General features: G+C 54.5%; 17 protein-coding genes and 1 tRNA gene. 6 read left to right on the top strand and 12 right to left on the bottom strand.

What is annotated here, in order from left to right:
• Positions 1–28: 28 nt before the first annotated feature.
• Both gltB and M0D42_RS14495 read right to left on the bottom strand, forming a co-directional pair.
• A complete protein-coding gene (gene gltB, locus M0D42_RS14500) occupies positions 29–4567 on the bottom strand; it encodes a glutamate synthase large subunit (protein ID WP_265019321.1) in 4539 nt (1512 codons plus the stop codon).
• An 86-nt stretch (positions 4568–4653) separates the two neighbouring features.
• A complete protein-coding gene (locus M0D42_RS14495; protein ID WP_265019320.1) occupies positions 4654–6087 on the bottom strand; it encodes an NAD(P)-dependent oxidoreductase in 1434 nt (477 codons plus the stop codon).
• 218 nt (positions 6088–6305) lie between these two features.
• Between M0D42_RS14495 and M0D42_RS14490 the strand changes: the two genes are divergently transcribed.
• Positions 6306–7109: an undecaprenyl-diphosphate phosphatase gene (locus M0D42_RS14490; protein WP_265019319.1), complete on the top strand. Its 804-nt coding sequence runs from the start codon at positions 6306–6308 to the stop codon at positions 7107–7109.
• 9 nt (positions 7110–7118) lie between these two features.
• On the opposite strand, the gene M0D42_RS14485 is transcribed toward M0D42_RS14490, so the two are convergent.
• Positions 7119–8099 (bottom strand): complex I NDUFA9 subunit family protein, encoded by a 981-nt coding sequence (locus M0D42_RS14485; protein WP_265019318.1) that lies wholly within the window; start codon positions 8097–8099, stop codon positions 7119–7121.
• Positions 8100–8385: 286 nt separating this feature from the next.
• Here M0D42_RS14485 and M0D42_RS14480 point away from each other — a divergent pair.
• Positions 8386–8472 (top strand) — tRNA-Leu (locus M0D42_RS14480).
• 104 nt (positions 8473–8576) lie between these two features.
• Here the strand turns inward: M0D42_RS14480 and M0D42_RS14475 are convergent.
• On the bottom strand, positions 8577–9497 hold the full coding sequence (locus M0D42_RS14475) for a carbohydrate kinase family protein (RefSeq protein ID WP_265019317.1): 921 nt from the start codon (positions 9495–9497) through the stop codon (positions 8577–8579).
• 154 nt (positions 9498–9651) lie between these two features.
• On the opposite strand from M0D42_RS14475, the gene M0D42_RS14470 reads away from it, so the two are divergent.
• Positions 9652–10602 carry an asparaginase gene (locus M0D42_RS14470; RefSeq protein WP_265019316.1) on the top strand — a complete coding sequence of 317 codons (951 nt, stop codon included), beginning with the start codon at positions 9652–9654 and terminating at the stop codon, positions 10600–10602.
• Here M0D42_RS14470 and M0D42_RS14465 read toward each other — a convergent pair.
• The 3 genes from M0D42_RS14465 to M0D42_RS14455 all read right to left on the bottom strand — a co-directional run bounded on the left by M0D42_RS14465 (position 10599) and on the right by M0D42_RS14455 (position 13670).
• Positions 10599–12119 (bottom strand): tripartite tricarboxylate transporter permease, encoded by a 1521-nt coding sequence (locus M0D42_RS14465; RefSeq protein ID WP_265019315.1) that lies wholly within the window; start codon positions 12117–12119, stop codon positions 10599–10601. The two genes, M0D42_RS14470 and M0D42_RS14465, sit on opposite strands and share 4 nt — an antisense overlap.
• 1 nt (position 12120) lies before the next feature.
• A complete protein-coding gene (locus M0D42_RS14460; protein WP_265019314.1) occupies positions 12121–12615 on the bottom strand; it encodes a tripartite tricarboxylate transporter TctB family protein in 495 nt (164 codons plus the stop codon).
• 71 nt (positions 12616–12686) lie between these two features.
• On the bottom strand, positions 12687–13670 hold the full coding sequence (locus M0D42_RS14455) for a tripartite tricarboxylate transporter substrate binding protein (RefSeq protein ID WP_265019313.1): 984 nt from the start codon (positions 13668–13670) through the stop codon (positions 12687–12689).
• Positions 13671–13778: 108 nt separating this feature from the next.
• Between M0D42_RS14455 and M0D42_RS14450 the strand changes: the two genes are divergently transcribed.
• From M0D42_RS14450 to M0D42_RS14440, 3 genes are read left to right on the top strand one after another with little or no spacing between them, the layout of a single operon-like run.
• Positions 13779–14444, top strand: coding sequence for a response regulator transcription factor (locus M0D42_RS14450; protein ID WP_265019312.1), 666 nt, complete (start codon positions 13779–13781; stop codon positions 14442–14444).
• A complete protein-coding gene (locus tag M0D42_RS14445; protein WP_265019311.1) occupies positions 14437–15804 on the top strand; it encodes a sensor histidine kinase in 1368 nt (455 codons plus the stop codon). Before M0D42_RS14450 ends, M0D42_RS14445 begins: the two co-directional genes overlap by 8 nt.
• Positions 15783–16796, top strand: coding sequence for an ABC transporter substrate-binding protein (locus tag M0D42_RS14440; protein WP_265019310.1), 1014 nt, complete (start codon positions 15783–15785; stop codon positions 16794–16796). Before M0D42_RS14445 ends, M0D42_RS14440 begins: the two co-directional genes overlap by 22 nt.
• Here M0D42_RS14440 and M0D42_RS14435 read toward each other — a convergent pair.
• Genes M0D42_RS14435 through M0D42_RS14415 form a run of 5 tightly spaced genes read right to left on the bottom strand, consistent with a single transcriptional unit; the run spans position 16793 to position 24866 of the window.
• Complete coding sequence (locus M0D42_RS14435) at positions 16793–17767, bottom strand: precorrin-2 dehydrogenase/sirohydrochlorin ferrochelatase family protein (RefSeq protein WP_265019309.1); 975 nt, start codon at positions 17765–17767, stop codon at positions 16793–16795. The two genes, M0D42_RS14440 and M0D42_RS14435, sit on opposite strands and share 4 nt — an antisense overlap.
• A gap of 5 nt (positions 17768–17772) precedes the next feature.
• Positions 17773–20391: a nitrate reductase gene (locus M0D42_RS14430; protein ID WP_265019308.1), complete on the bottom strand. Its 2619-nt coding sequence runs from the start codon at positions 20389–20391 to the stop codon at positions 17773–17775.
• Positions 20391–20720, bottom strand: a complete 330-nt coding sequence (nirD, locus tag M0D42_RS14425) for a nitrite reductase small subunit NirD (RefSeq protein ID WP_265019307.1) — start codon at positions 20718–20720, stop codon at positions 20391–20393. Before nirD ends, M0D42_RS14430 begins: the two co-directional genes overlap by 1 nt.
• On the bottom strand, positions 20717–23158 hold the full coding sequence (nirB, locus tag M0D42_RS14420) for a nitrite reductase large subunit NirB (RefSeq protein WP_265019306.1): 2442 nt from the start codon (positions 23156–23158) through the stop codon (positions 20717–20719). The genes nirD and nirB overlap by 4 nt, the downstream gene beginning before the upstream one ends.
• Before the next feature lie 4 nt (positions 23159–23162).
• Positions 23163–24866: an ABC transporter ATP-binding protein gene (locus tag M0D42_RS14415; protein ID WP_265019305.1), complete on the bottom strand. Its 1704-nt coding sequence runs from the start codon at positions 24864–24866 to the stop codon at positions 23163–23165.
• Positions 24867–24868 lie beyond the last annotated feature (2 nt).

The following is a 24868-nucleotide window of genomic DNA, read 5'->3' as shown; positions in this document are numbered from 1 at the left end:
ATCGCGGGGCTTTGTATGTGGTTTCAACTCATTCCGCTGGAATAGCTGCGTTTTCTTGACTGAGCGGGTGCGGAAGCTTGTTCAGCATCTCTTTCGGGCAAACCTGCACGAAGTTCGCTTTCTCTGTGTCCCAATGCTGCAAAATATCTGCGGCTTTGCGAGACCCTGTTTCTGCGAGGTGACGCTCGATCAGACCCTTTAACTGCAATTCCCAGTGCTCGACGGTGACGGGGTTGGTGACCAATGTCTCCATATTCATGACCGGCTGCGAAGTGCCTTCTGGATCATAAAGATAGGCCATGCCACCGGTCATACCCGCACCGAAGTTTGCGCCGATAGTGCCAAGGATCACCGCGATGCCGCCGGTCATGTATTCACAACCGCAAGCGCCACAGCCTTCGATAACAACTGTTGCACCGGAGTTCCGTACCGCGAAACGCTCGCCTGCGCGCCCGGCCGCAAAGAGGTATCCATTCGTTGCACCGTAAAGCACGGTGTTGCCGATAATGGTGTTCTCAGCCGCTGTCAGCGGAGAGTTCATCGGTGGACGGACCACAACGGTACCGCCAGAGAGGCCCTTGCCGACGTAGTCGTTCGCATCACCAGACACTTCGATCTTAAGGCCCGGAGCCGCAAATGCCCCCAGAGACTGACCAGCAGAGCCTGTCAGTTTCACGGTCAGGTGGTCTTCCTGCAGCGTATTGCGCATGCCGAAGTTCTGAACGATGTGGCTTGAGGTGCGCGTACCTACCGTCCGGTGGGTGTTCTGCACCGCATAAGACAGCTGCATCTTTTCACCGTCATTCAGGAAGCGCGCAGCATCACGAACGATTTCCGCATCCAGCGTGTCAGGCACCGCGTTGCGATCCTTGTCGCGGTTGTAAACGATCTCGGATGCGCCATCGACAGTGATCAGAAGCGGGTTGAGGTCCAGATCGTCCAGATGCGCGGAGCCACGAGATACCTGCGCGAGCAAATCAGCTCGGCCAATGACATCGTCCAGAGAACGCGCGCCGATGGATGCGAGGATTTCACGCACTTCCTGAGCATAGAACGTAATCAGGTTTACAACTTTGTCGGCGTTGCCGGTGAACTTCTCACGTAGGCTTTCGTCCTGTGTACAGACGCCAACAGGGCAGGTGTTGGACTGACATTGGCGAACCATAATACAGCCCATCGCGATCAGCGCCGCTGTACCGATGCCATATTCTTCAGCACCCAGCATTGCCGCCATGACGATGTCACGACCTGTGCGCAGACCACCATCGGTCCGCAGTGTCACGCGCTCACGCAGGTTGTTCATGGCCAGAACTTGGTGCGCTTCAGTCAGGCCCATTTCCCATGGCAGACCTGCGTATTTGATCGAGGTCGCCGGGGATGCACCTGTACCGCCGTTGTGGCCGGAGATCAGGATCACGTCAGCTTTCGCCTTCGCAACACCCGCCGCAATTGTGCCCACACCAGAGGAGGCCACCAGTTTCACGGTGACTTTCACAGTCGGGTTGATCTGCTTCAGATCGTAGATCAGCTGAGCCAAGTCTTCGATCGAATAGATGTCATGGTGCGGCGGAGGTGAGATCAGAGTCACACCTTTGGTGGAGTGACGCAGACGCGCAATCAGGTCTGTCACCTTCATGCCCGGCAGCTGACCGCCCTCACCCGGTTTCGCACCCTGAGCAACCTTGATTTCCAGCTCTTCACACTGGTTCAGGTACTCAGCAGTCACGCCAAAACGACCCGACGCAACCTGTTTGATCTTCGCAGATGGGTTGTCGCCGTTTGGCTCAGGTACGAAGTGTGCCGGATCTTCACCACCTTCACCGGAGTCAGATTTCGCGCCGATGCGGTTCATCGCAACGTTCAGGGTCTTGTGCGCCTCTGGAGAGAGCGCGCCCAAGGACATGCCCGGCGTTACAAAACGCTTACGGATCGATGTGATGCTTTCCACTTCTTCAATCGGAACAGGCTTACCGATGGCTTTGATGTCCAACAGATCGCGCAGGTGGATTGGCGGCATGCTCTGCATCTTCGCCGAATATTGCTTCCACAGCTCGAAAGAGGCGCGATTACAAGCTGCCTGCATCATGTGCATGGACTGTGCTTCCCACGCGTGGGTCTCACCAGATTTACGTGCTTTGTAGAAGCCACCGATTGGCAGAACGTTCTGCTCAGACAGGAAGCCCTTCGCGTGCACTTCTTCGACCTTCTTCTGGATACCGGAAACACCGATGCCGGAGATGCGGGATGTCATACCAGGGAAGTATTCTGCAACCATGGCGCGGGACAGACCCACGGCCTCAAAGTTCAAGCCACCACGGTAAGAGGAAATCACAGAGATACCCATCTTCGCCATGATCTTCAGAAGACCAGCGTCAATCGCTTCACGATAGCGCGCAACAGCCGTTGTCAGATCGACATCTAGCAGGCCACGTTGGATACGATCTGCCAGAGAGTCCTCTGCCAAGTAAGCGTTCACAACAGTTGCACCGGCACCGATTAGGACCGCGAAGTAATGCGGATCGATACACTCTGCTGACTGGACGTTCAGAGAACAGAATGTCCGCAAACCCTTTTGGGTCAGATGGCTGTGCACCGCGGAAGTCGCAAGGATCATGGGCATGGCAACGCGGTCTGCACCCTGATCTTTGTCAGTCAGAACGATGTGCCCTGCACCTGCACGAACGGCATCTTCAGCCTCAGCACGGATGCGTTCCAGATTCGTACGCAGCGCGCCAGATTCACCTCCGGCTGGGAAAGTACAGTCAATACGGACAACGGTATCGTCAAGAGCTTCCAGGAGAGTTTCAAACTGAGCGTTGCCGACAAACGGGCTGTTCAGCAGAATAATTTCTGTCTGGCTACCATCTTCGTCCAACACGTTTTTAAGGTTACCGAAACGCGTCTTCAGCGACATCACGCGATATTCACGCAGCGAGTCGATCGGGGGGTTTGTCACCTGAGAGAAGTTCTGGCGGAAGAAGTGGCTCAATGGGCGGTACTTATTGGACAATACCGCGCTCGGTGTGTCGTCACCCATGGAAGCCAAAGCTTCTTTCGCATCCTCAGCCATTGGCGAAAGGATCTGCTCCAGTTCTTCGATGGTGTAACCAGCAGCGATCTGACGATCGCGCAGAGTATCGCCAGTGAACAGAGGCTTTTCAGTCACCTTGCTCAGCTCGGTATCCAAATCACGGATTTTGCCGACCCATTCACCGTATGGGCGCGCATTGGCAAGCTGATCTTTCAGCTCGGTATCGCGGTAGAGTTTGCCCTCAGCCTTGTCGACAGCAATCATCTGACCCGGACCAAGCGCACCTTTCTCAACGACAGATGCCTCGTCAATCGGAACCATGCCCGCTTCAGATCCCGCGATCAGCAGGCCATCACCTGTTACGACATAGCGCATTGGACGCAGACCGTTCCGGTCAAGACCGGCACAAACCCAGCGGCCATCTGTCATCGCCAGCGCAGCAGGGCCATCCCATGGCTCCATAACGGAGTTGCAGTAGGAATACATATCGATCCAGCTTTGCGGCAGATCGACAGCTTGTTTGGACCAGCTTTCTGGCACCAGCATTGTCTTCGCCATCGGCGCTTTACGACCAGCACGTACCAGAACCTCAAAGACGCCATCCAACGCGGCGGAGTCAGAGGCCCCACCCGGCACGATCGGTTTGATATCTTCAGCAAGGTCACCGAAATAGTCAGACGCCATACGAATTTCGTGTGACTTCATCCAGTTCAGGTTGCCCTTCAGCGTGTTGATTTCACCGTTATGAGCCAGCATGCGGAACGGCTGTGCGAGCCACCACTGCGGGAAGGTGTTGGTGGAATAACGCTGGTGGTAAATCGCGAACGTGGATTCGAAACGCTCGTCCATCAGGTCTGGGTAGAAAACCGCAACCTGTTCAGCCAACATCATGCCTTTGTAGATAATCGAACGGCAAGACAAGGACGCGATGTAGAGAGCACCAATACCTGCTTTCTGCGCCGCTTTCTCGATGCGGCGGCGGATCACGTAGAGTTCACGCTCAAATGTCTCTTCGTCGACACCTTTTGAGTTCGAGATCAGAATCTGTTCGATCTCTGGGCGTGTTGCGTTTGCCTTTTCACCGAGGCAGGTGATGTCCACAGGCACGTGACGCCAGCCGTAGATGAAGTAGCCCATCCGCAGGATTTCGCTTTCAACGATTGTCCGGCAAGTTTCCTGAGCACCAAAATCAGTGCGTGGCAGGAAAACCTGACCAACCGCCACCAATTCGTCCTGGCGTGGTTCGTGACCTGTGCGTTTGATCTGGTCATAGAAGAAGGGCACTGGGATATCGACGTGGATGCCCGCGCCGTCACCTGTTTTGCCATCTGCATCAACCGCGCCGCGGTGCCAGATGGCTTTCAGCGCGTCGATACCCGCCTCAACAACTTTTCGGCTTTTCTGACCGTCCACGGCCACAACAAGGCCGACGCCACAGGAAGAGTGCTCTTCGGCTTCGCTATAAAGGCCGTTCTCGGCCATATACTTCCGCTTAGCTTCTTCGTCGCGGACCCAATTTTCGTCGTACTTTGTCATTCTTGAACCCTTCCCCAATTCGGTAGGTCACATGTCAGCCCGGCGGTGCTCAGTTCAATTGGCGCCTTCCGGGTCAATTCCTTGGATTACTCGGCTGCGATGGCTTTCGCGGCATCGAACTTTTTCAGGATAGCCTCGGCGCAGTCACGACCGTCGCGGATCGCCCAGACCACCAGAGACGCGCCACGTACAATGTCACCCACCGCATAAACGCCATCCAGATCAGTCGCACCAGTGGTGAAGGCCGCTTTCACGGTACCCCAGCGTGTCACTTCCAGCTCGGGCTGATTCCAGAGCGTCGGCAGGTCTTCAGGTTCAAAGCCCAGCGCCTTGATGACCAGATCCGCTTCCTCAACATAGTCTGCTCCCTCGATCACCTCAGGAGACTGACGGCCAGATGCGTCGGGCTGACCAAGGCGCATGCGCTGGACCATCACGCCATTCACCGGATCGCCAGTGAAGCCTTTCGGCGCCGCAAGCCATTCAAAGATCACACCTTCTTCTTCAGCATTCTGGGTTTCACGCTGAGAGCCAGGCATGTTTGCACGGTCGCGACGATAGAGACATTTCACGCTGGTCGCGCCCTGACGGATCGCAGTGCGCACACAGTCCATCGCTGTGTCACCACCACCAATGACAACAACTTTCTTGCCTTCGGCATTCAGCTCACCGCTTTCAAACTCTGGTACAGTGTCGCCAAAGCTCAGTCGGTTGGAGGCTGTCAGATAATCCAACGCCTTCACGATGCCAGCGGCACCAGCACCCGGACCTTGCAGATCACGAGACTTGTATACGCCAGTTGCGATGATCACAGCGTCATGCACCTTGCGGATGTCGTCAAAGGAGATGTCTTTGCCAACTGTGCAGTTCATCTTGAAGGTCACACCGCCAGCTTCCAGCTGTTCATTCCGGCGCATCACCACGTCTTTTTCCAGCTTGAAGCCCGGGATGCCATAAGTCAGCAGACCACCAGCGCGATCATAGCTGTCATAAACAGTGACCTGTACACCCTGACGACGAAGGAAGTCCGCCGCTGCCAGGCCACCTGGTCCAGCGCCAATGATTCCAACGCTTTCAGAACGCTCCGCCAGTGGAGTGATCGGCTTTACCCAGCCGTTTTCCCAGGCGGTGTCGGTGATGTATTTTTCAACGGAACCGATGGTGACAGTGCCATGGCCTGACTGTTCAATCACACAGTTGCCTTCACACAGACGATCTTGAGGGCAAATGCGACCGCAGATCTCTGGGAAAGTGTTCGTTGCCTGAGAAACCTCATAGGCTTCTTCCAATCGTCCAGTTGCCGTCAGGCGCAACCAATCCGGGATGTTGTTGTGCAATGGGCAGTGTGATTGGCAATACGGCACGCCACATTGCGAACAACGGCTGGCTTGCTCTTCCGCCTTGGCTTCCGCATAGGTTGCATAGATTTCATTGAAATCCTTGTTGCGCTCGTCCGCCTCGCGTTTCGCGGGCATGTCACGATCTACAGACACGAATTTCAGCATGGGTTGCTTGGCCACGTCGCTGCCTCCTGCAAATTCTGGGTTGCGTTGTGTCTAAACAAAGCTTGATAGGTATAAAAGTCAGAACAGTTTACCTATTTTTGCTTTTTTCACCCATATTCAATCTTTAGGAAGAAAAATATCAACATTTTTAAATCCGAATCGGACCTAAATAGGTTCTGTCATATTTTCGCCGGTGGTTTATAGGAGAATTCAAAGACATTTCGGACATCTCCATGGCGCTTTACCATCTGATTCTTCTAGCTGTCATTCAAGGCATCACAGAATTCCTGCCCATTTCGTCATCTGGGCACCTGATCCTGCTCCCAAATGCGCTGGGCGCAGAGGATCAGGGGCAATTCCTAGATGTGAGCGTTCATGTGGGCACACTAGGAGCAGTGGTTCTGTATTTTTGGTCAGATGTTCGTCAGGCGCTGACGGGGCTACCCAAACTCGCCAGAGGCCAGACAGATGACCAGGGCGCAAGGCTTGCCTTGCATTTAATTATCGCGACCATTCCCGTGGTTCTCTTTGGTGTATTTCTCGCTGCAACAGGTCTGAACGATATGTTGCGCTCGATGGCAGTCATCGGTTGGACCATGCTGGGATTTGGCATCTTGCTTTGGTGGATGGATCAACGCGGTGCGACTGAGAGAACCGATAACGAGTGGACCCTTCGCCACGCAATCATAATGGGCCTGTGGCAGGCGATTGCGCTGATCCCTGGCACCTCCCGTTCCGGCATAACAATCACCGGGGCCCGCGCCTTGGGATATGATCGCCGCAGCAGCGCTAAACTCGCCATGCTGATGAGCATACCAGCCATCATCGCCAGCGGTGGTTACTTGCTGCTCGACACCGGACTTCAGCTGACAGGCCCAGAAGCCAGAGATGCGTTGATCGCGACTGGCCTCGCGTTCCTCTCAGCTCTACTTGCACTGAAGATCATGATGCGCTTGCTGCAATCCGTTAGCTTCACACCCTATGTGATCTATCGCATCGCACTAGGCGCAATTCTGCTGTTCATTGCTTACACCTGAAGGATAAGCTTAGGCGCGTAGGTTTTTCGCAGAGTCTTTGATGGCGTCATACTGACCTGATGGACGGAACCGCCATAGATAGTCTTCCAACACAGCAGAAGCAGGGGTCGCCTTGATTCCCAAATCTGCAAGGGTCTTGGCACCTTCGCTGACAACATTGTCCTTCCGCAGAAGCTTTACCTGATCCCGTGTCAGGACAGAGTTGCGCCAAAGGCCAAATGTCAGCTTCTGCAGCAGATCAAATCCAAACGCCATCAAATTGCCCACAAAGAACGGCAGGTTCGGCACCAGCTTCCGGCGGTGAATGACCGCCAACATATCGTTGATCCAACCTTCAAGAGACTTCGCTTCTGGCCCTCCCAATTCGTAAACACCACGCACCTGCCCCAAAACACCCTGAACAGCGGCTTCAGCGACATCATCCACATAAACTGGCTGGAACTTCGTCTTTCCACCAACCAGCGGTAGCGCCGGGCCCAGTTTGGACATAGCAGCAAAGCGATTGAAGAAACCATCTTCTGGCCCAAACACAACAGATGGACGCAGTATCATGGCATTTGGCATATGCTCCAGAACGCCTTCCTCACCCAAAGCTTTGGACTTCGCATAGGCGCTAGGAGACTGAGCATCTGCACCAATCGCAGAAAGATGCACCATATTTGAAATGCCAGCTGACGCGGCCAAACGCGCAATGCGTTCGGCACCTTCATGCTGCACGGAATCAAACTTGTTTTTACGATCTTCGGCCAGAATGCCAACACAGTTCACAACTGCATCTGCGCCATCCATGGCGCGCGCAACCGATGCGTCGTCTCTGATATTGCAAAGAACTGGCTCAACCTGACCAACGGTTCCATAGGGCTTAACAAAGATCGCTTCGTTTGGACGCCGAACCGCAACACGAACCCGCCAACCCAACTTGGCCATGCGACGCGCGATATAGCGCCCGACAAAACCCGAACCGCCATAAATCGTAACAAGTTTGGACATATTGGGTCTCCGCAATCTGAAGCTTTAGGAATGCATATCCTTGCAATGGTATGCGAACAAGCAGGCTTTCCAAGGTTTTCTAAAGCCTGGTCACAAAATTGACTCTGCCCATTGAGGCAATGAGCAACGTAATGAGCGCCTAATTCGTCTCATTTCCCGATAAATTACAAAAGCTTACGAAGTCCCAATCACTCGTGAGGCAAACATCCAATAAATTTTGCAAAATCTTCAAAATCGCGTTGACTCCCTTTGCCCGTATCTCTAAATCCCCCCTCACGACATCTAAGCCCAGATGGCGGAATTGGTAGACGCGCTAGCTTCAGGTGCTAGTGTCCGTATGGACGTGGAGGTTCGAGTCCTCTTCTGGGCACCATCTTTCCCAAAAAAGATACCAAACGAAAGCGACGCTCTTGTCGCGCCTAAGACCATGGGCTGTGTTTTACAGCCCATAGTCCCAAGAACCTTCTAAGTTTCTGATTAGGAGAGCTCATCTCTCCAAGGTGGTTGCGCACCGGCACGGGTCACCGAGATACCGGCGCAACTGTTCGCAAATGAAAGCGCCTGTGACAGCTGCGACTCGGAGAGGGTGCCGATCTTTGATTTCTCCAGAACCCCTTGGTCATAAAGCGACGCCAGAAATCCCGCGTTGAAAGTGTCTCCGGCGCCGACAGAATCGACCAGCTTCACCTTTTGACTTGCCGCAAACACTGGCGGCAATTGATTGCGCATCGCGGTCGATCCCTTAGCACCTTCCGTGAACAGTACGACTTTTGGACCCATTTGCAGCAATGCGTGCACAGCGTTCTCAAACGTCTGATCTGGGAATAGCCAGGCCAGGTCCTCGTCCGAGCTCTTCACGATATCCGCCTTTGACAGCATATGAGCGAGCCGGCTTCGGTAGCCAACCTCATCTTTGATAAAGGCGGGGCGGATGTTGGGATCAATCATCACCACCCGATCCGTGTTTTCATCTACGAGCGTCGCGTATGCATCAGCCGCTGGAGTATTGATCAGGCTAATCCCGCCACAAAACACTGCCTGAACCTCATTTGGAAGCACTGGCATATTCGCCGGGCTGATCATGCGACCTGCTGTGTTTTCATCATAGAAATCATAGGAAACCACACCGTCATTGATATCAACAAAGGCCAATGTGGTTGGGCTGCCGCTGGAGGCAACATGCGAAGTGCCGACTTTGCTTGCAGACAAATGGGCGCTGATCTTATCACCGAATTGATCGGTCGAAATACCAGACAGGAACTCGACGGGAACATCCAATCGACCAAGCGCAACCGCTGTGTTCATAACGGCACCACCTGGCACGGGCTCTAGCATCGATACCCCATCCACTTCACGTGGCAGCATGTCGATCAAACATTCACCAGCACATAAGATCATCGAGACACTTCCTTCATAGATGAACAAGCCAGACTAGGCCCGTAAATAGCACATCATGTTACCGCTAACGGCGCTATATGGCAAAGCTCCAATTCTGCCAAATGAAAAGTTCAAGGAACTGGCCTAAGCACAATTTCTACCGTAGTCAGGCGGCATGGCAATCTTATTGATACACACAGGCGGAACCATTGGGATGGTTCAAACAGACAACGGCTTTGCTCCGCGCAAAGGTGTTGTTGAGAATCAGGTCAAAGCATTTCAGTCCCAAGGGGCTGTTTCTGGCGAAATTGATATTCATCTCTTAGAGCCGTTGATCGACAGCGCCAACGCCAGCCCTGCCGACTGGTCGCGCGTTGCGGACGTAATCTTCGAAAAGCACGACACCTACGATGGCTTTGTTGTTACTCACGGTACCGACACTCTAGCCTATACCGCCGCCGCTCTCTGTTTTGCGCTGGAAGGACTGACCAAGCCAATAATCGTAACAGGCGCCATGTTGCCATTGAGCGTTGAAGGTTCCGATGGCGATCGCAATCTGCTCGACAGCCTTCTCGCCGCCCAATCAGCCAGCAAAGGTGTCTGGGTTCAATTCGCTGGACAGTTGATGCATGGCGCACGCACTCGGAAATCTCACTCTACAGAATTTGATGCCTTTCGTGTCAACGAAGGCGGCGATGCCCCGGTTCAGACTGGTGCAACACTCATCAATCACCCTTACAACGAGCATAAGGTGAGTATTCTCGCCATGGCACCCGGCCTGCCAACAGACCTTTTTCAGTATGCCGCAGAGAACAGTGACGCGCTGCTGTTGCGTGTTTACGGATCTGGTACTGCACCGGAGAGTGAAGGGTTAAAACAGGCTCTAATAACCGCCAAGTCGCGCAATATTCCGGTGCTGGCAGTAAGCCAATGCCCGGAAGGCGGCATGGCACTTGGCACATACGCAGCTGGCGCCATCCTGCGAGATAACGGAGTGATCGACGGGCGCGATATGACGGTGGAAGCAGCCTACGCCAAATTGCAGCACGCTTTATCGCAAACAGGCGACCCAGCAAGAAATCGCATAGGCCGCCTGCAAGACTGTTTATGTGGAGAGTTCACTTAATCCCCGTCGGCCACACCTGCGGCACGTGCCCGTGCACGGCGCGCGCGATAGCTTGGCAGAACAACCAGAATGACCGCCAGCGCCAGCAGACCCAGTGTCATCGGACGCTCCCAGATAAAGGCAACGCCATCATAAAGGTTCACAGCACGGGAGAAGTTGTTCTCCAGAAGTGGACCAAGGATGAAGCCGATCAAAAGTGGTGCCAGCGGGTAATCCGCGAAACGGAAGGCCGTTGCCACCACACCAAAGCCCACAAGGATCAGAAGCTCCGTCGCGTTGTTCTGCCCGATATAGGCCCCCATCAGGGTGAAGAACAGAATGAACGGAATCAGATAGTTGCGCGGCACGGCCAGCACTTTGGCGATGTAAGGGATCAGCGGCAGGTTCAGGATCAGCAGAACCAGGTTACCGAGGTACATCGAGATGATCACAGCCCAGAAGATCTGAGGCTCATCAATCATCAGACGTGGGCCAGGGCTCACATTCAGAGCAATCAGCGCACCCAACAGGATCGCGGTTGTTCCCGACCCCGGAATGCCAAGCGTAAGCAAAGGCACAAAGGAGCCTGTGCAAGCCGCGTTATTGGCTGATTCCGGCGCTGCGATGCCTTTGATTGCACCCTTACCAAACTGCTCTTGCTCTTCTTTCGGTGCGATATTGCGTTCAACCGCATATCCCAAGAAAGAGGCGATCGTCGCACCGGCCCCTGGCAGAACGCCGATAAAGAAACCTTGCAGCGATTGACGGCCAATAACCGGAGCAATGCTTTTGCCTTCTTCGCGGGAGATCCGCAGATCTTTGATCTCGCCACCTTCGCCATCACCCGTTTTCGACCGGCCCGGATCAAGCACCAGATAGATCGCTTCCGGCAGCGCAAACATCGCCATAGCCAGAGTGATAAAGCCAAAGCCAGACTGCAAATCTTGAATGCCCATGGTGAAACGAGCGGAGTTAAATAGAACGCCTTCGCCCACGGTCGCCATCATCAAACCGATAAAGGTCATCAACAACGCCTTCGCCACCTGTCCGGTCCCCGCAAATGCGGCAATTGCCGAGAGCCCTACGACCATAAGCGCGAAGTACTCAGCACTGTGGAACAGCAAAGCTACTGAGGCCAAAGCCGGCGCAAAGATCATCAGCAGCACGGCACCAATGGTACCCCCCGCAAAGGACGAAATCGCAGCCACTGTAAGAGCTTTACCAGCCTTGCCGGATCGTGCCAGCGGATAGCCGTCAAAACTTGTGGCAACCGTAGAGGCCACACCGGGCGCATTGATCAGGATCGAGGAGGTGGAACCGCCGAAAACAGCGCCGTAATACACTCCGGCAAGCAAAATCAGAGCTGTCGAAGGGTCACCAATGGTGATGGCCACGGGGATCATGATCGCAATAATCGACATTGGACCCAATCCAGGAAGCATGCCGATGAATGTGCCGATCAAGCAGCCACCGATCACCATGAGAATATTGGTGAAAGTAAAGGCGGTGGCTAAGCCAACAAGAATTCCTTCAAGCATATCAGCCTCCTACCATGAACATTGGGAATGGACGCAGGAAGATGCCCAGAACGGCGTCGACTAGATACCAGACGCTGCCCGCCGCGATGGCTGAAACAACCGCCATCATGACATAGCGACGCTCGCCAAGAAGGAAGCTGCCCATAAACAGGAACAGGAAGGTCGATGCTAAAAATCCGATTGGACGCAGGAGCAGCGCATAAGCCACCATAGCGCCAAGTAATAGTAGCGCTTGACCGACATTGTAGTCACCAAGACGAGACAAGTTAATGTCCGCTGCGTCGGGATCTTTGCCCGTGTTCTTTTCAAGTCCTAAAACAATTGATAGCGCGAGAAGCATTGCCCCGACCGACAATACTTTCGGGAAACTCGACGGCCAAACCGCCGCGCGTTTCATGATCGGCGCCAACTGATCATCCATTAAAAAAAAGGCCGTGTAGCCATAGACAAGGCTGATGGCCAGCAATGCCAAGGCGATCCAACGATCCAGTGCCATGAATTTTCCCTCCCCTAGGGAGTCGCGCCCGAGACAAGCCCGGGCGCGACAGATTGGATATCAATGCGAACTTACAGGAAGCCCAATTTACGCATCAGATCGCCGATGACTTGTTCCTGATCTTCAAGGAAGGCACGGAACTCATCTCCAGGGTTGTGGATGTCGACCCAACCATTGCGGTCGCGAACGGTTGCCCATTCTTCGGTGTCATACATCTTCGAGATTGCGTCCTGGTACATTGCCAGCTTGTCGTCTGGCAGACCCGGTGCAGCAAAGAACCCACGCCAGTTCACAAAGGTTGTGTCGTTGCCTTGCTCTACCATGGTTGGCGCTGCATCGTATGCTGCAACACGTTCGTCAGCAGTCACACCAATGATGCGCACTTCGCCAGCTTTCGCCAGCTCAACGGCTTCAGAGAAACCGGTGGATACCGCTTTCACTTCGCCAGACAACAGACCCGCCATTGTGGCGCCGCCGCCATCATATGGGATGTATTTCATCTCAACAGGATCTGCACCTGCTGCTTGGAAAACCATCGCTGCAACCAGGTGGTCCATTCCGCCAGGAACAGAGCCGCCACCAATCGCAGTGCCGGATGGATCAGAATTGAACATGTCGATCAAGCCATTCACATCTTGGATCGGGCCATTCGCATCAACAACAATCGCTGCGTAATCACCAATGGTACCCGCCACCAAAGTCAGATCGCGGAAGGACTGCGGGAATACACCAGTCAAAGAACGGATCACGATAGGCGTAGAGTTCACCATCAATGTGCCGTGGTTGCTGTCTGCGTTTTCGATCAGGTAACCGATCGCTTTACCGCCGCCACCACCGGACATGTTTTCATAAGATGCGTTACCGACCAGACCTGCGCCGGTCAGTGCTTCACCGGTACCGCGCGCTGTACCGTCCCAGCCGCCTCCAGCGCCGCCAGGAATCAGAAAGTGAATGCTGTCCACAACTTGGTGACCGCCAGCGATGGCGGATGTGCCCAGAGTCATAGCAGCGACTGCCGACGCCATTAGTGCGCGGCGAGCAATTTTGAATGTCATATGTAAGCCTCCCATTTGACAACTGACCGGTTGACGGTTCAGTTGAATGAGAGAAACAAACCAACCTGACACAAACCTGTCACGGTCAAAATCGAACGATGTAACCCCATGAAATTTCTGCTTGTGGAAGACAATCTGGACCTCGCCAACGCGATCTGTTCGCGCATGCAGCTAGACGGCCATGTTATTGATCATGCTGAAACTTTAGGCGATGCGACTGCTTTTTCAGAGGTTGGAGAATACGACCTTATTTTGCTCGACATTATGCTGCCAGATGGGGACGGTCGCACCTTTCTGGAACACCACCGTGCCGGGAAAATGGACACTCCTGTGATCGTTTTGACCGCGCGCAGTCAGGTTTCGGATCGAATCAGCATGTTGGATTTGGGGGCGGATGACTACGTCACAAAACCCTTTGACCATGCCGAGTTAAAGGCCCGCTGCCGCGCAGTTTTGCGACGTCGCGCAGGTAACTCGCAGACGGTTTTGAGTCTCGCCGACGTGATTTTTGACCCGGTCGCGGGCAACCTGAAAGTTGAAGGCAATACCGTCTCTCTGAGGAACCGAGAATTGCGGCTTCTGGAGCTGCTAATGAATGCGCCGGGCCAGATTTTTCCGAAACAAAAGCTGGTGGACCGGCTTTTCTCATATGACGATGACGTGTCAGAAAACGCGGTTGAGGTCTATATCGGCCGCCTGCGCAAACACCTTGAAAACACTAGGGTGAAGATCACCACGCTCCGAGGTTTGGGATATCGTTTGGACCATGACTGACCGCTCTCTCCTCTTTCGCTCCCTTCGCAACCGCTTGGCCTTCACGCTGATCGGAGGGGCCGCGATTTTGGCGATTCTGCTCTATCTTGTGGTGCGCAGCTATGCGGCGCAAATCGCGCAGCAAGGTCAGGACAGTATCCTTGCTGCTTCAGTCACTTCCATCTTAGACGCCGCAATCTTGCGCGATGGTCAGGTTGAGGTGGATTTTCCCTACGCATCCTTTTCAATGCTCAGCACAGAGTCTGATGATCGCGTTTTCTATGGGATCTACCAGGATGGGGCGCTGATTTCTGGTTACGACTCGCTGGTGGTGCCAGAAATCACGACAGAAACTGGCCATATCTTTGATACGAGCGCCATCCAAGATGCGCCGGTTCGAACGGCAACCGCCTCACGCATTTTGATCGGCGCTCAGGTCCGCACAGTGATTTCTGTAACCGTGGCCCAAACGCAAGACGCACTTTCGGTGACGCTCAATCGGATTTCCCGTAACGCCGCAGCCTTCGGGTTTGGCTTCTTCCTCCTAGCGGTCCTGCTGTCCTTCTGGGCCACCTCAACAACCATCGGCCCGTTGAAACGCCTGACAACCTCCGTCACTCGACGCGGACCACAGGACCTAAGCCCCTTTCTCCAGCCGGTCCCGACAGAGATGGAGCCCTTGGTGTCCTCCCTTAACAATCTAATGGGCCGGCTCGATCATTCACTCAGCCAATCTGAGGACTTCATCGCTGAAGCAGCCCACCGCGTGCGCACCCCACTTGCCACTGTGCGGTCATATGCAGAGGCCACATTGCAACGCGTCAGCCGGGAAGAGAACCGACACGCACTGCGTTCCATGGTGCGCGCGATTGATGAAAGCTCGCGCGCAGCTGGGCAGCTCCTGGATCACGCCATGATCACCTTCCGCGCGGACCACCTGGAAAAGACCAACCTAGACCTCGCCGAACTCGTTCAAGAGATGGTGCGTGGCCTGACCCCAATTGCAGAAATGAAGGATGTTCGCCTGCAGTTGACCAGCCCGGGCGCGGTCACGGTGTCAGGCGACGCTATTCTTCTGCAGAACGCTATACGAAACGTCATCGACAATGCCCTGAAATACTCTCCGGCAGAAAGCGAAGTGCGCATTTCAGTCTCTAATTCAGCAGAAAACCGAATAATTATCTGCGATCAGGGGCCGGGATTTCCACCAGATGAAATCGAGAGCCTCGCCAATCGTTTCACACGTGGCCGAAACGCAGAGGGGATCACAGGTTCTGGGTTGGGACTTACGATCGCACAGGATGTCATCGCAGCTCATGGCGGAAAAATGGTGCTGAGCAATCAAACATCGGGGGGCGCATGCGTTACCTTATCCTTCTAACAATGCTTCTTTGGCCCTTGGCAACGGTTGCTCAGGAATGGGAAGATCAAGGTTTCTTTGGTAACCCAGATGCCGCAGCTTCGTTACGGATTATCTCCAGCACCGACACCTCCTTTTTCGCCCCGATCATCGAAAGTTTCGTGGGTCAGAACCCCTCGATTTCTGTGGACTATTTCGTGACCAGCACCGCCGATCTGGATCGCCGTGTTCGAGCCCATCCAACGTCCTATGACGTGGTGGTTTCCAGCGCGATGGATTTGCAGCTAAAACTCGCCAACGACGGATATGCGCGTGAGCTTTCCGTGGATGGCCTCCCAGATTGGGCACAGTGGCGCAAAAGCCTGTTCGCCTTCACCACTGAACCTGCCACCATCGCGATCAACCGCTCGGCCTTCCCAGAAGGTGAAATACCGCAATCACGACAGGATTTGATCCGAGCGTTGCGCGCTGATGGTGATGCGTTTCAAGGTCGCGTCGGAACTTACGATGTACGCCTGTCAGCCGCGGGCTACCTATTTGCAACCCAAGATGCGAGGGCGTCCGAAACCTTTTGGCGTCTTATGGAAGTCATGGGCAGCTTGGATGCAAAACTTTACTGTTGCTCAAGCGCGATGATCGATGATTTGATCGCTGGCAAAATCGACGTCGCATACAACGTCTTAGGAAGCTATGCGCAGGCACGACTGCCCGAAGCGGATGATCTGCACATCATACTGCCCTCAGACTTCCCGACCACCATGATGCGGTCCGCACTGGTTCCGGTTGGCTCTGAAAACCCGGAAGACGCCGAAGCCTTTGTCCGTCATCTCATCGCACTTCAAACCGCGCCTGCAGGTCAATTTGACCTGCCATTGCCGCAACTGGATCTAACCGATGCCGCTGGCAATCGATCCAATATCGCTTTGGAACCGGCCTTGATGACCTACCTTGATACGATCAAACGGCGCAGTTTCCTGAAAGAATGGGAAAGCGCTGTTATTCAGGGTGATTAATGCGACTGACCTTGATGGTGCATCATCATCCGGCCCTCGGCTTTGGCTCTCAGAACGCTTGATAAAGGTGAATTCGGCGCCATGACGATTGCGACGCGCTGGCCCTTGTCCTGATACTCCAAGGCATCTTGAATTTTATTTGATTGATCAAAAGATTCATTTGCCAGCGGGATGCGCTTTGCATCACGGCGAGGTAGCTCCAGAATGGCAGCATCAACGCGCGGCTCAATGAAAATTACGTCCGCTTCTTGCAGGCAAGCAACGGCGCGCAGTGTAAGAAGGTCATAACCCTGACAATCGGTCGAAATCACCCCAATCGGATGACGTTCTTGCTCGGTAGGTATCTCACCAGCCGTCAGCACAGCCTCAATTGATTTGGTGGCATCTGACTCATGCCCGCGTGCAAAGTGCTGAATGGGATCATGTCGAAACACCCAGGCCCAGAAGGCCCGCTGTTTGCCAGGGAATACTTCGTTCACACGGTCGCGCATGCCGCCCGCCAGTTTCGCCAACCGCCCAAGGTTGGGCGTCAACATACCCTCGATCTTAGTCTTGATGAGCCGCGCCAATACAGGCGCGGTCCCCTCTGTGCCGATTGCGATGATCACAGGATCACGATCCACAATCGAAGGAGTGGTCATATCGCAAAGCGGAGGATTGTCGACAACATTGACCAATGCGCCAGCTGACTTCGCAAGCTCATGCATAGCGACATCAATGCACTCATCCCCAGTTGCGATGAAAACCATGGCTGTATCCATGAAAACCGCGCTTGTAATCGGGCCAGCGTATTGTGAAGCTCTTTTCATCGCCACGGCATCAGCAAGTTCAGCTGAGAGCTGCTCAGCGCAGATGACAATATTTGCATCCGTTTTGGATAACAGTCGAAACTTCTGAGTGGCCTCTTCTCCGCCCCCAACGATCACAACGCGTCGGTCCGTAGTTTTGATGAACATTGGGAAGGCGCGCATAGTTTCTATTCCGCTGCAATAGGTTGGTTTTGAGGAAGAATAAGCTGCGCGATTTCCGCCTTGCAAGACCCGCAGTTTGTGCCAGCACCTGTGCATTCACCGATGAATTCCACTGTGGCAATACCGTTGACGGGAATTGCGTCCAGTATTTGGTTCCGCCCCACGCTCAAACAAGCGCAAACCGTTGGCCCAGGATCTCGAACATCTTGACCAGGTCGCGCTGCAAGCACGTGTGGCGCATCAGTGCCCAAAAGGCTGACCATATAGTCGCGCGAAACAGCAACAGGGTCAGGCGCAAAGAACATCGCCGCGACCAACAAACCGTCTTCATAAAATGCTAGGCGAACGACCTGCGATTTTGGATCAATAACAGCAACGGGTTCACTTTCGATGCCCAACAGAGACTGCGCGTAACTTACCCAATCTAAATCGGTTTCTGTTCCGGCCAATTCCGCTCGCAATCCTGACGCGGTGGGAACGCGCGCCCAGTATTTCGATGTTGGCTCGATTGCCCGTGTGCTCATTGCAAAGCCGTACCAGCTGGCATCCAATCGTTCGACCTTAACCGCCGCTGACTTGCTCTCTGGCTGCCCTGAGACCGGATCGACGAAGGCTGGGATAATCTTTGCGACCGTCGAGGCCGCGGCGGTTTCACCCGTCCAATGGATTGGCGCAAAGGGAGAGCCTACCGGCACATCGTCCGTGACCCACACCCGGAAAATAGCCTCTCCGGCACGTCCGGTGACACGGGCCAAATCTGCAGATTTTACCCCTGCAATTTCCGCGTCTTTGGGGTGAATTTGCAAATAGGGTTCGGCCAGATGTTTCGAGAGTTTCGCGGACATCCCAGTGCGTGTCATCGTGTGCCACTGATCTCGAGCGCGCCCGGTGTTCAGTCGTAATGGAAAATCTTCATCCAGCTTGGCCTGCGGCACCTGGGAGGTCACCGCCAGCATATTTGCGCGACCCGTCGGAGTGAAGAAGACGCCGTCACCAAAGAATCGGCCACCGGTTTTCTTATCGCTAACTGGCCACTTCTGTGGTTCGAATTCATCGTAACCGGCGTCAGTGATGTCGGCCAAACCGGATATATCGAAGTCCTTGCCAAAATCCCCAGCAATACGAGATAGCTCGGCGTGTTCGCGAAAAATGTCTGCTTCTGACCGATAGTCAAAGGCGTCTTTCCACCCCATAAGACGGCCCACCTCTGCGAAGATTTCCCAATCGGCCCGTGCTTCGCCCGGGCTCAGCAATGCCGCTCTTTGACGGCTGATCGTCCTGTCTGAATTGGTGACCGTCCCGTTTTTCTCACCCCACCCAAGTGCGGGGAGAACAACATCTGCCAGCTTCGCAGTATCGGTCACAGCATTCAGATCGCTTACAACTGTGAAGTCGCAGGCCTCAATAGCTTTCGCGACGCGCTCCCCGTCAGGCATGGAAATGACGGGATTTGTGCAAGCCACCCAGAGCGCTTTGATCCGGCCGCTTTCAACGGCATCAAAGAGATCTACTGCCTTCAAGCCCGGTGCGGTCGGCACCGTTGGCGCATTCCAGAAACTCTGGACGGCATCGCGATGAGCTGCGTTTTCAAGATCAAGGTGCGCCGCAAGCATATTGGCAAGCCCGCCGGTTTCGCGCCCACCCATGGCATTTGGCTGGCCAGTCACACTGAATGGACCACAACCCGGATGGCCAATCCGGCCGGTGGCAAGGTGACAATTTATAATCGTATTGACCTTGTCAGTGCCGGAGGATGACTGGTTGATACCCTGGCTAAAGACAGTAACGACGTTCTTGGTCTCTGCAAAAAGACGGAAAAAGGCCGCAAGCTCATCTGATGCTATACCTGTCGTTGATGGATCATCAAGTCGCGCTGAAGCGAGCGCATCCTCAAATCCTGCAACGTTTTTCGAGATAAAATCAGAGTCTATTTCACCTGAACTTGCCAAATGGGACAGCAACCCATTGAACAGAGCCGCATCGCTGCCCGGCGCGAGTTTCAGATGCATATCCGCGATATCGCAGGTCGACGTACGACGAGGGTCAACAACGACAACTTTTGTACCGCGCTCTGCCCGCGCGGCTGACAGCCGCTGGTAAAGCACCGGGTGGCACCAAGCGAGATTGGAGCCCACCAACACAACCAGATCAGCCAGTTCGAGGTCTTCATAGGTGCCCGGAACCGTGTCGGTCCCAAAAGCACGTTTATGCCCAGCAACCGTCGATGCCATACAAAGGCGTGAGTTTGTGTCGATGTTGCCTGAGCCGACGAAACCCTTCATCAGTTTGTTGGCGACATAGTAGTCTTCGGTCAGAAGCTGACCTGAGACATAAAACGCCACACTATCGGGTCCGTGCTGGTCGATCGCGGCTTTGAAACGGTCCGCGACCAAGCCCAGAGCGTCATCCCAGGTGGCCTTTTCACCATCGACCTGAGGCGACAAAAGGCGCCCCTCAAGGCCAACCGTTTCGCCCAGCGCCAACCCTTTTGAACACAGCCGACCAAAGTTTGCCGGATGTTCCGGGTCACCCTCAACTTGCAGACCTCCCTCAGACTTAGGCGTCAAAAGAACGCCGCAGCCTACCCCGCAATACGGGCAAGTGGAGCGGATTGGTGCTGTCATTAGGCAGCTCTGTTCATCAAAAGCGTGCCGTCCAGAAGAATGCGCCCTGCCTCGACTTTGGCTGGATAAGTGTCGATTTGACCTTCATCCGCACCCTGAGCAACGCCTGTATTCAAATCAAATACCCAGTTGTGCAGAGGGCAGGTCACGCTCTGACCATGCACAATGCCCTCAGACAAAGGGCCGTTCTTATGCGGGCAGCGATCAGAGGTCGCAAAAACCTCATTCTCGCTAGTCCGAAATACAGCGACGCAGCCAACTTTGGTTTTCACAACACGTGCACCGCGCAGGGGAATGTCCTCTATGGAACCGATATCAATCCAGCTCATTCCGCAGCCTCCAATGTCAGATTTGCAAGAGGACCAAACTTTGGCGCTTCATCAGGCGCTGCCAGCTCCGCCCAAGGGTCTTTTTGATAGATCGACTGAGACAGCTCGAAACGCTCAACCAGCGCTATGCGATTTTCGACGTTTTCGACGATCTGTTCCTTCACCCAATCCAGACCAACCTTGGCGACCCATTTGTATGGGCGATCGAGGTATTTCGCATTCTCGCGATACAGCTGCATGAAGGCAGTTGCGACCTCGATGGTTTCTTCCTCGGTCTCGCAATCCATCAGACGTTCGGTTTCCTTTACGTCCATGCCAGCAGCACCTGCGACACCGACCTGATAGCCGCTGTCCACACAGACAACACCGATGTCCTTACAGGTTGCTTCCGCACAGTTCCGCGGACAGCCAGAAACAGCCAGCTTCACCTTATGTGGAGACCAAGACCCCCAAAGCTTGTTTTCGAGCTTAATGCCAAGGCCAGTGGAGTCCTGCGTCCCAAACCGGCAGTGGTCTTTGCCCACGCAGGTTTTCACGGTGCGCAGACCCTTCGCATAAGCGTGGCCAGAAACCATGCCAGCGTCGTTCAGATCTTTCCAAATGGCCGGAAGGTCTTCGCCTTTGACGCCCAAAAGATCGATCCGCTGACCACCCGTCACGTGCACGGTCGGAACATTGTATTTGTCCGCCGCATCCGCAATCGCGCGCAACTCGTCCGGTGTGGTCATGCCACCCCACATCCGAGGTACAACAGAATAGGTGCCGTCCTTCTGGATGTTCGCGTGTTTGCGCTCGTTCACGAACCGAGACTGTGGATCGTCCTGATATTCAACAGGCCAATCTGCCAGAAGGTAGTAGTTCACCGCAGGGCGACAGACGTGGCAACCATTTGGCGTGTTCCAGCCAAGCTCCTGCCAGACCGCGGCCTGAGATTTCAACTCTTTGGACTTGATCAAGCGACGCACATCTTCATGGGTCAGATCGGTACAGCCACAGACAGACTGGGCTGCTGGCATCTGGAAGTCATCCCCAAGGGTGACCGCCATCAGCTGCTCGACGAGTCCCGTACATGTACCGCAAGAGGCAGAGGCTTTTGTCTGGGCACGGACCGCACCCAGATCAGTAGCGCCAGCTTTGACGGCGTCGACAATTTGACTTTTACATACGCCGTTGCACCCACAGATTTCTGCGTCATCCGGTAAGGCTGCAACGGCCTGCAAGGGGTCCAGCGGTTCGCCTCCTTGGAAGGCTGGGCCAAAGATCAACGTATCCCGCATGTCGGAAATATCGGTCTTGTCCTTGATCAGGCCAAAGAACCAATTTCCGTCAGCAGTATCACCATACATGACCGCGCCAACGATCACGTTGTTTTCAATCACAAGGCGTTTGTAGACACCACGGCTTGGGTCGCGGAATACGATGTCTTCGCGGCCTTCACCCTCGGCAAAGTCTCCCGCGCTAAAGAGGTCACAACCGGTGACTTTCAGCTTTGTAGAGACTTCTTTTGGAGCGAAAACAGCGTCTTCTTCCAAGAGCGTTGCCGCAACCACTTTCGCTTGGTCATAGAGCGGTGCGACGAGACCAAAGAGCTGCTGACGGTGCTCGACACATTCACCAACCGCAAGGATATCTGGATCAGAGGTGCGCATTGCGTCATCCACGGTGATACCGCGTTCGACCTCAATCGCCGCATCATTCGCCAGACGCGTTTCTGGGCGGATACCCACAGCCATAACCACCAGATCGGCAGGGATCGTGGTTTTATCCTGCAGCAGAACTGCTTCGACTTTGTCTTCACCCAAGATTGCTGCTGTTGACGCTTGGCATTTCACTTCAATGCCTTTGTCTTCCAGCGCGCGACGCAGAAGGTAGCCTGCCGCCTCATCAAGCTGGCGCTCCATCAAGTGACCCATCAGGTGCAAAACGGTCACGTCCATTCCGCGGGCCTTCAGGCCGGCAGCGGCTTCCAAACCCAGCAAACCACCACCGATGACCACAGCTTTGGCGCCCGGTTTCTGGGTCGCTTCGATCATGGTGTTGGTGTCATCAAGATCGCGGTAGGCAATCACACCGGGCAGGTCTTTGCCGGGCACCGGAATGATGAAAGGCGCAGAACCAGTTGCCATAAGCAGCTTGTCGTAGGCAACTTCACCGTTCTGGCCAACCACAATTTTGCGCTCGCGGTCGATCTTGACGACATGCTCCCCAAACCGGCAGGTTACGCCGTTTTCTTCGTACCAATTCGCATCATGCGTTACGATTTCTTCGTAAGTTTTATCGCCGGACAAAACCGGAGACAGCATGATGCGGTTGTAGTTTCCACGCGGTTCTGCGTTGAAAAGAGTGATGTCGTAGGCATCTTTGTCTGCCTCCAACAGGTGCTCCAGCGCACGGCCAGAGGCCATACCCGCACCAATAACAACAAGTTTCTTTTTCATAGTCTCACTCCGCCGCAATCTTTGGCTTCACCTTGGGCTTGGCAGCTGCCTCAGCCTTTGGTTTGGGTTTTGCGCCGTGTTCATATTCCTCCAGGAATTCGAGGACTTCTTGGCGGTAAGTGTAATAGTCAGGGTGCTCCAGAAGCGCCTTTCGGGTCCTTGGACGTGGCAGGTCAACTTCTGTGATTTTCCCGATGGTCGCTTGTGGGCCATTGGTCATCATGACCACGCGGTCCGCGAGCAGGATGGCTTCGTCCACGTCGTGCGTCACACAGATGGCAGTCACCTTGGTGCGGGACCAAACTTCCATAAGAACTTCCTGCAGCTCCCAACGTGTCAGAGAGTCAAGCATGCCGAATGGTTCATCCAACAGCAGCAGTTTCGGAGACAAGGCAAAAGCACGGGCGATACCCACACGCTGCTTCATACCGTTGGACATGTCAGAGGCAGATTTATCCATCGCGTCGGCCAGACCTACGCGCTCCAGATAGTATTCCACCACGTCCTGGCGCTCTGCCTGGCTGGCTTTTGGGTAGACCTTGTCCACGCCGATCGCACAGTTTTCACGCGCGGTGAGCCAAGGGAAGAGGTTAGGTGATTGGAACACCACCGCGCGCTCCGGATCAGCGCCCTCAACGTGGCGACCGTCCAGTTTGATGGCACCTTTAGAGATTTCATTCAGACCTGCGGCCATGGTCAGAACGGTGGATTTACCACAGCCTGAGTGACCGATTAGCGAGATGAACTCACCCTTGTTGATTTTCAGGTCAAAGTCCTCAACCACGGTCAGCGGACCTTTTGGCGTTGGGTACACCTTGTGAAGCTGGGAGAAGTCCAAGAAGCGGTTCTCGATCAGACCTTCCTGCGCCTGCGCAACTGCAGCTGGGACACCGTGGATCGGGGTTACATTCGGCAGCTGCTTGGAACCTTCAACCTTCGCCTCAATGCCAACGTCCATCAGGTAGTTGGTCACTTCCATGCGCAGTTTCTTGAAGGTTTCATCATTGTTCATAGCGGTGCGATCACGCGGACGCGCCAGCGGAACTTTGAATTCTTCGCCAAGGGTGCCATCTGGGTTAAGCGCGATGATGCGGTCGGCCATCACAATGGCTTCGTCCACATCGTTGGTGATTAGAACGCAGGTCTGCTTTTCAGCGGCCCAGATCGAAACGATCTCATCCGCGAGATTGCCGCGCGTCAAAGCATCAAGCGCAGAAAGCGGTTCATCCAGCAACAGAACCTCTGGGTTCATTGCCAAGGCGCGCGCCACGTTCACACGTTGACGCATGCCGCCAGAAAGCTCAGCCGGACGGCGTGTCGCCGCGTGGCTCAGGCCCACCATCTTCACGTAGTGCGCAACCTTCTTGTCCTTTTCGGCAGAAGGCATCTTTGGGAAGACGCTATCGACCGCCAGACGCACGTTGCCAGAGACAGACAGCCAAGGCATCAGCGAGTAGCTTTGGAAGATCACGCCGCGCTCTGGGCCCGGGCCCGTGATCTCTTTGCCTTTGTAAGTCAGTGCGCCTTGGGAAGGTTTCTCCAGACCCGCCAGCAGGTTGATCAGAGTGGTTTTCCCGGTGCCGGAGAAGCCGAGGAGAACGAGGAACTCGCCCTCCTCAACTTCCAGATTGATGTTCTTCAAAACGTCGGTCTTGGCTGTGCCTTCGCCGAAGCTTTTAGAAACGTTATCGAGTTTCAGTATCGCCATGG

The sequence above is a fragment of the Cognatishimia activa genome, from assembly GCF_026016445.1.
Taxonomy (GTDB): Bacteria; Pseudomonadota; Alphaproteobacteria; order Rhodobacterales; family Rhodobacteraceae; genus Cognatishimia; species Cognatishimia activa_B.
The sequence above is the reverse complement of the archived record's forward strand: the minus strand, read 5'-3'. Positions and strand labels throughout refer to the sequence as shown.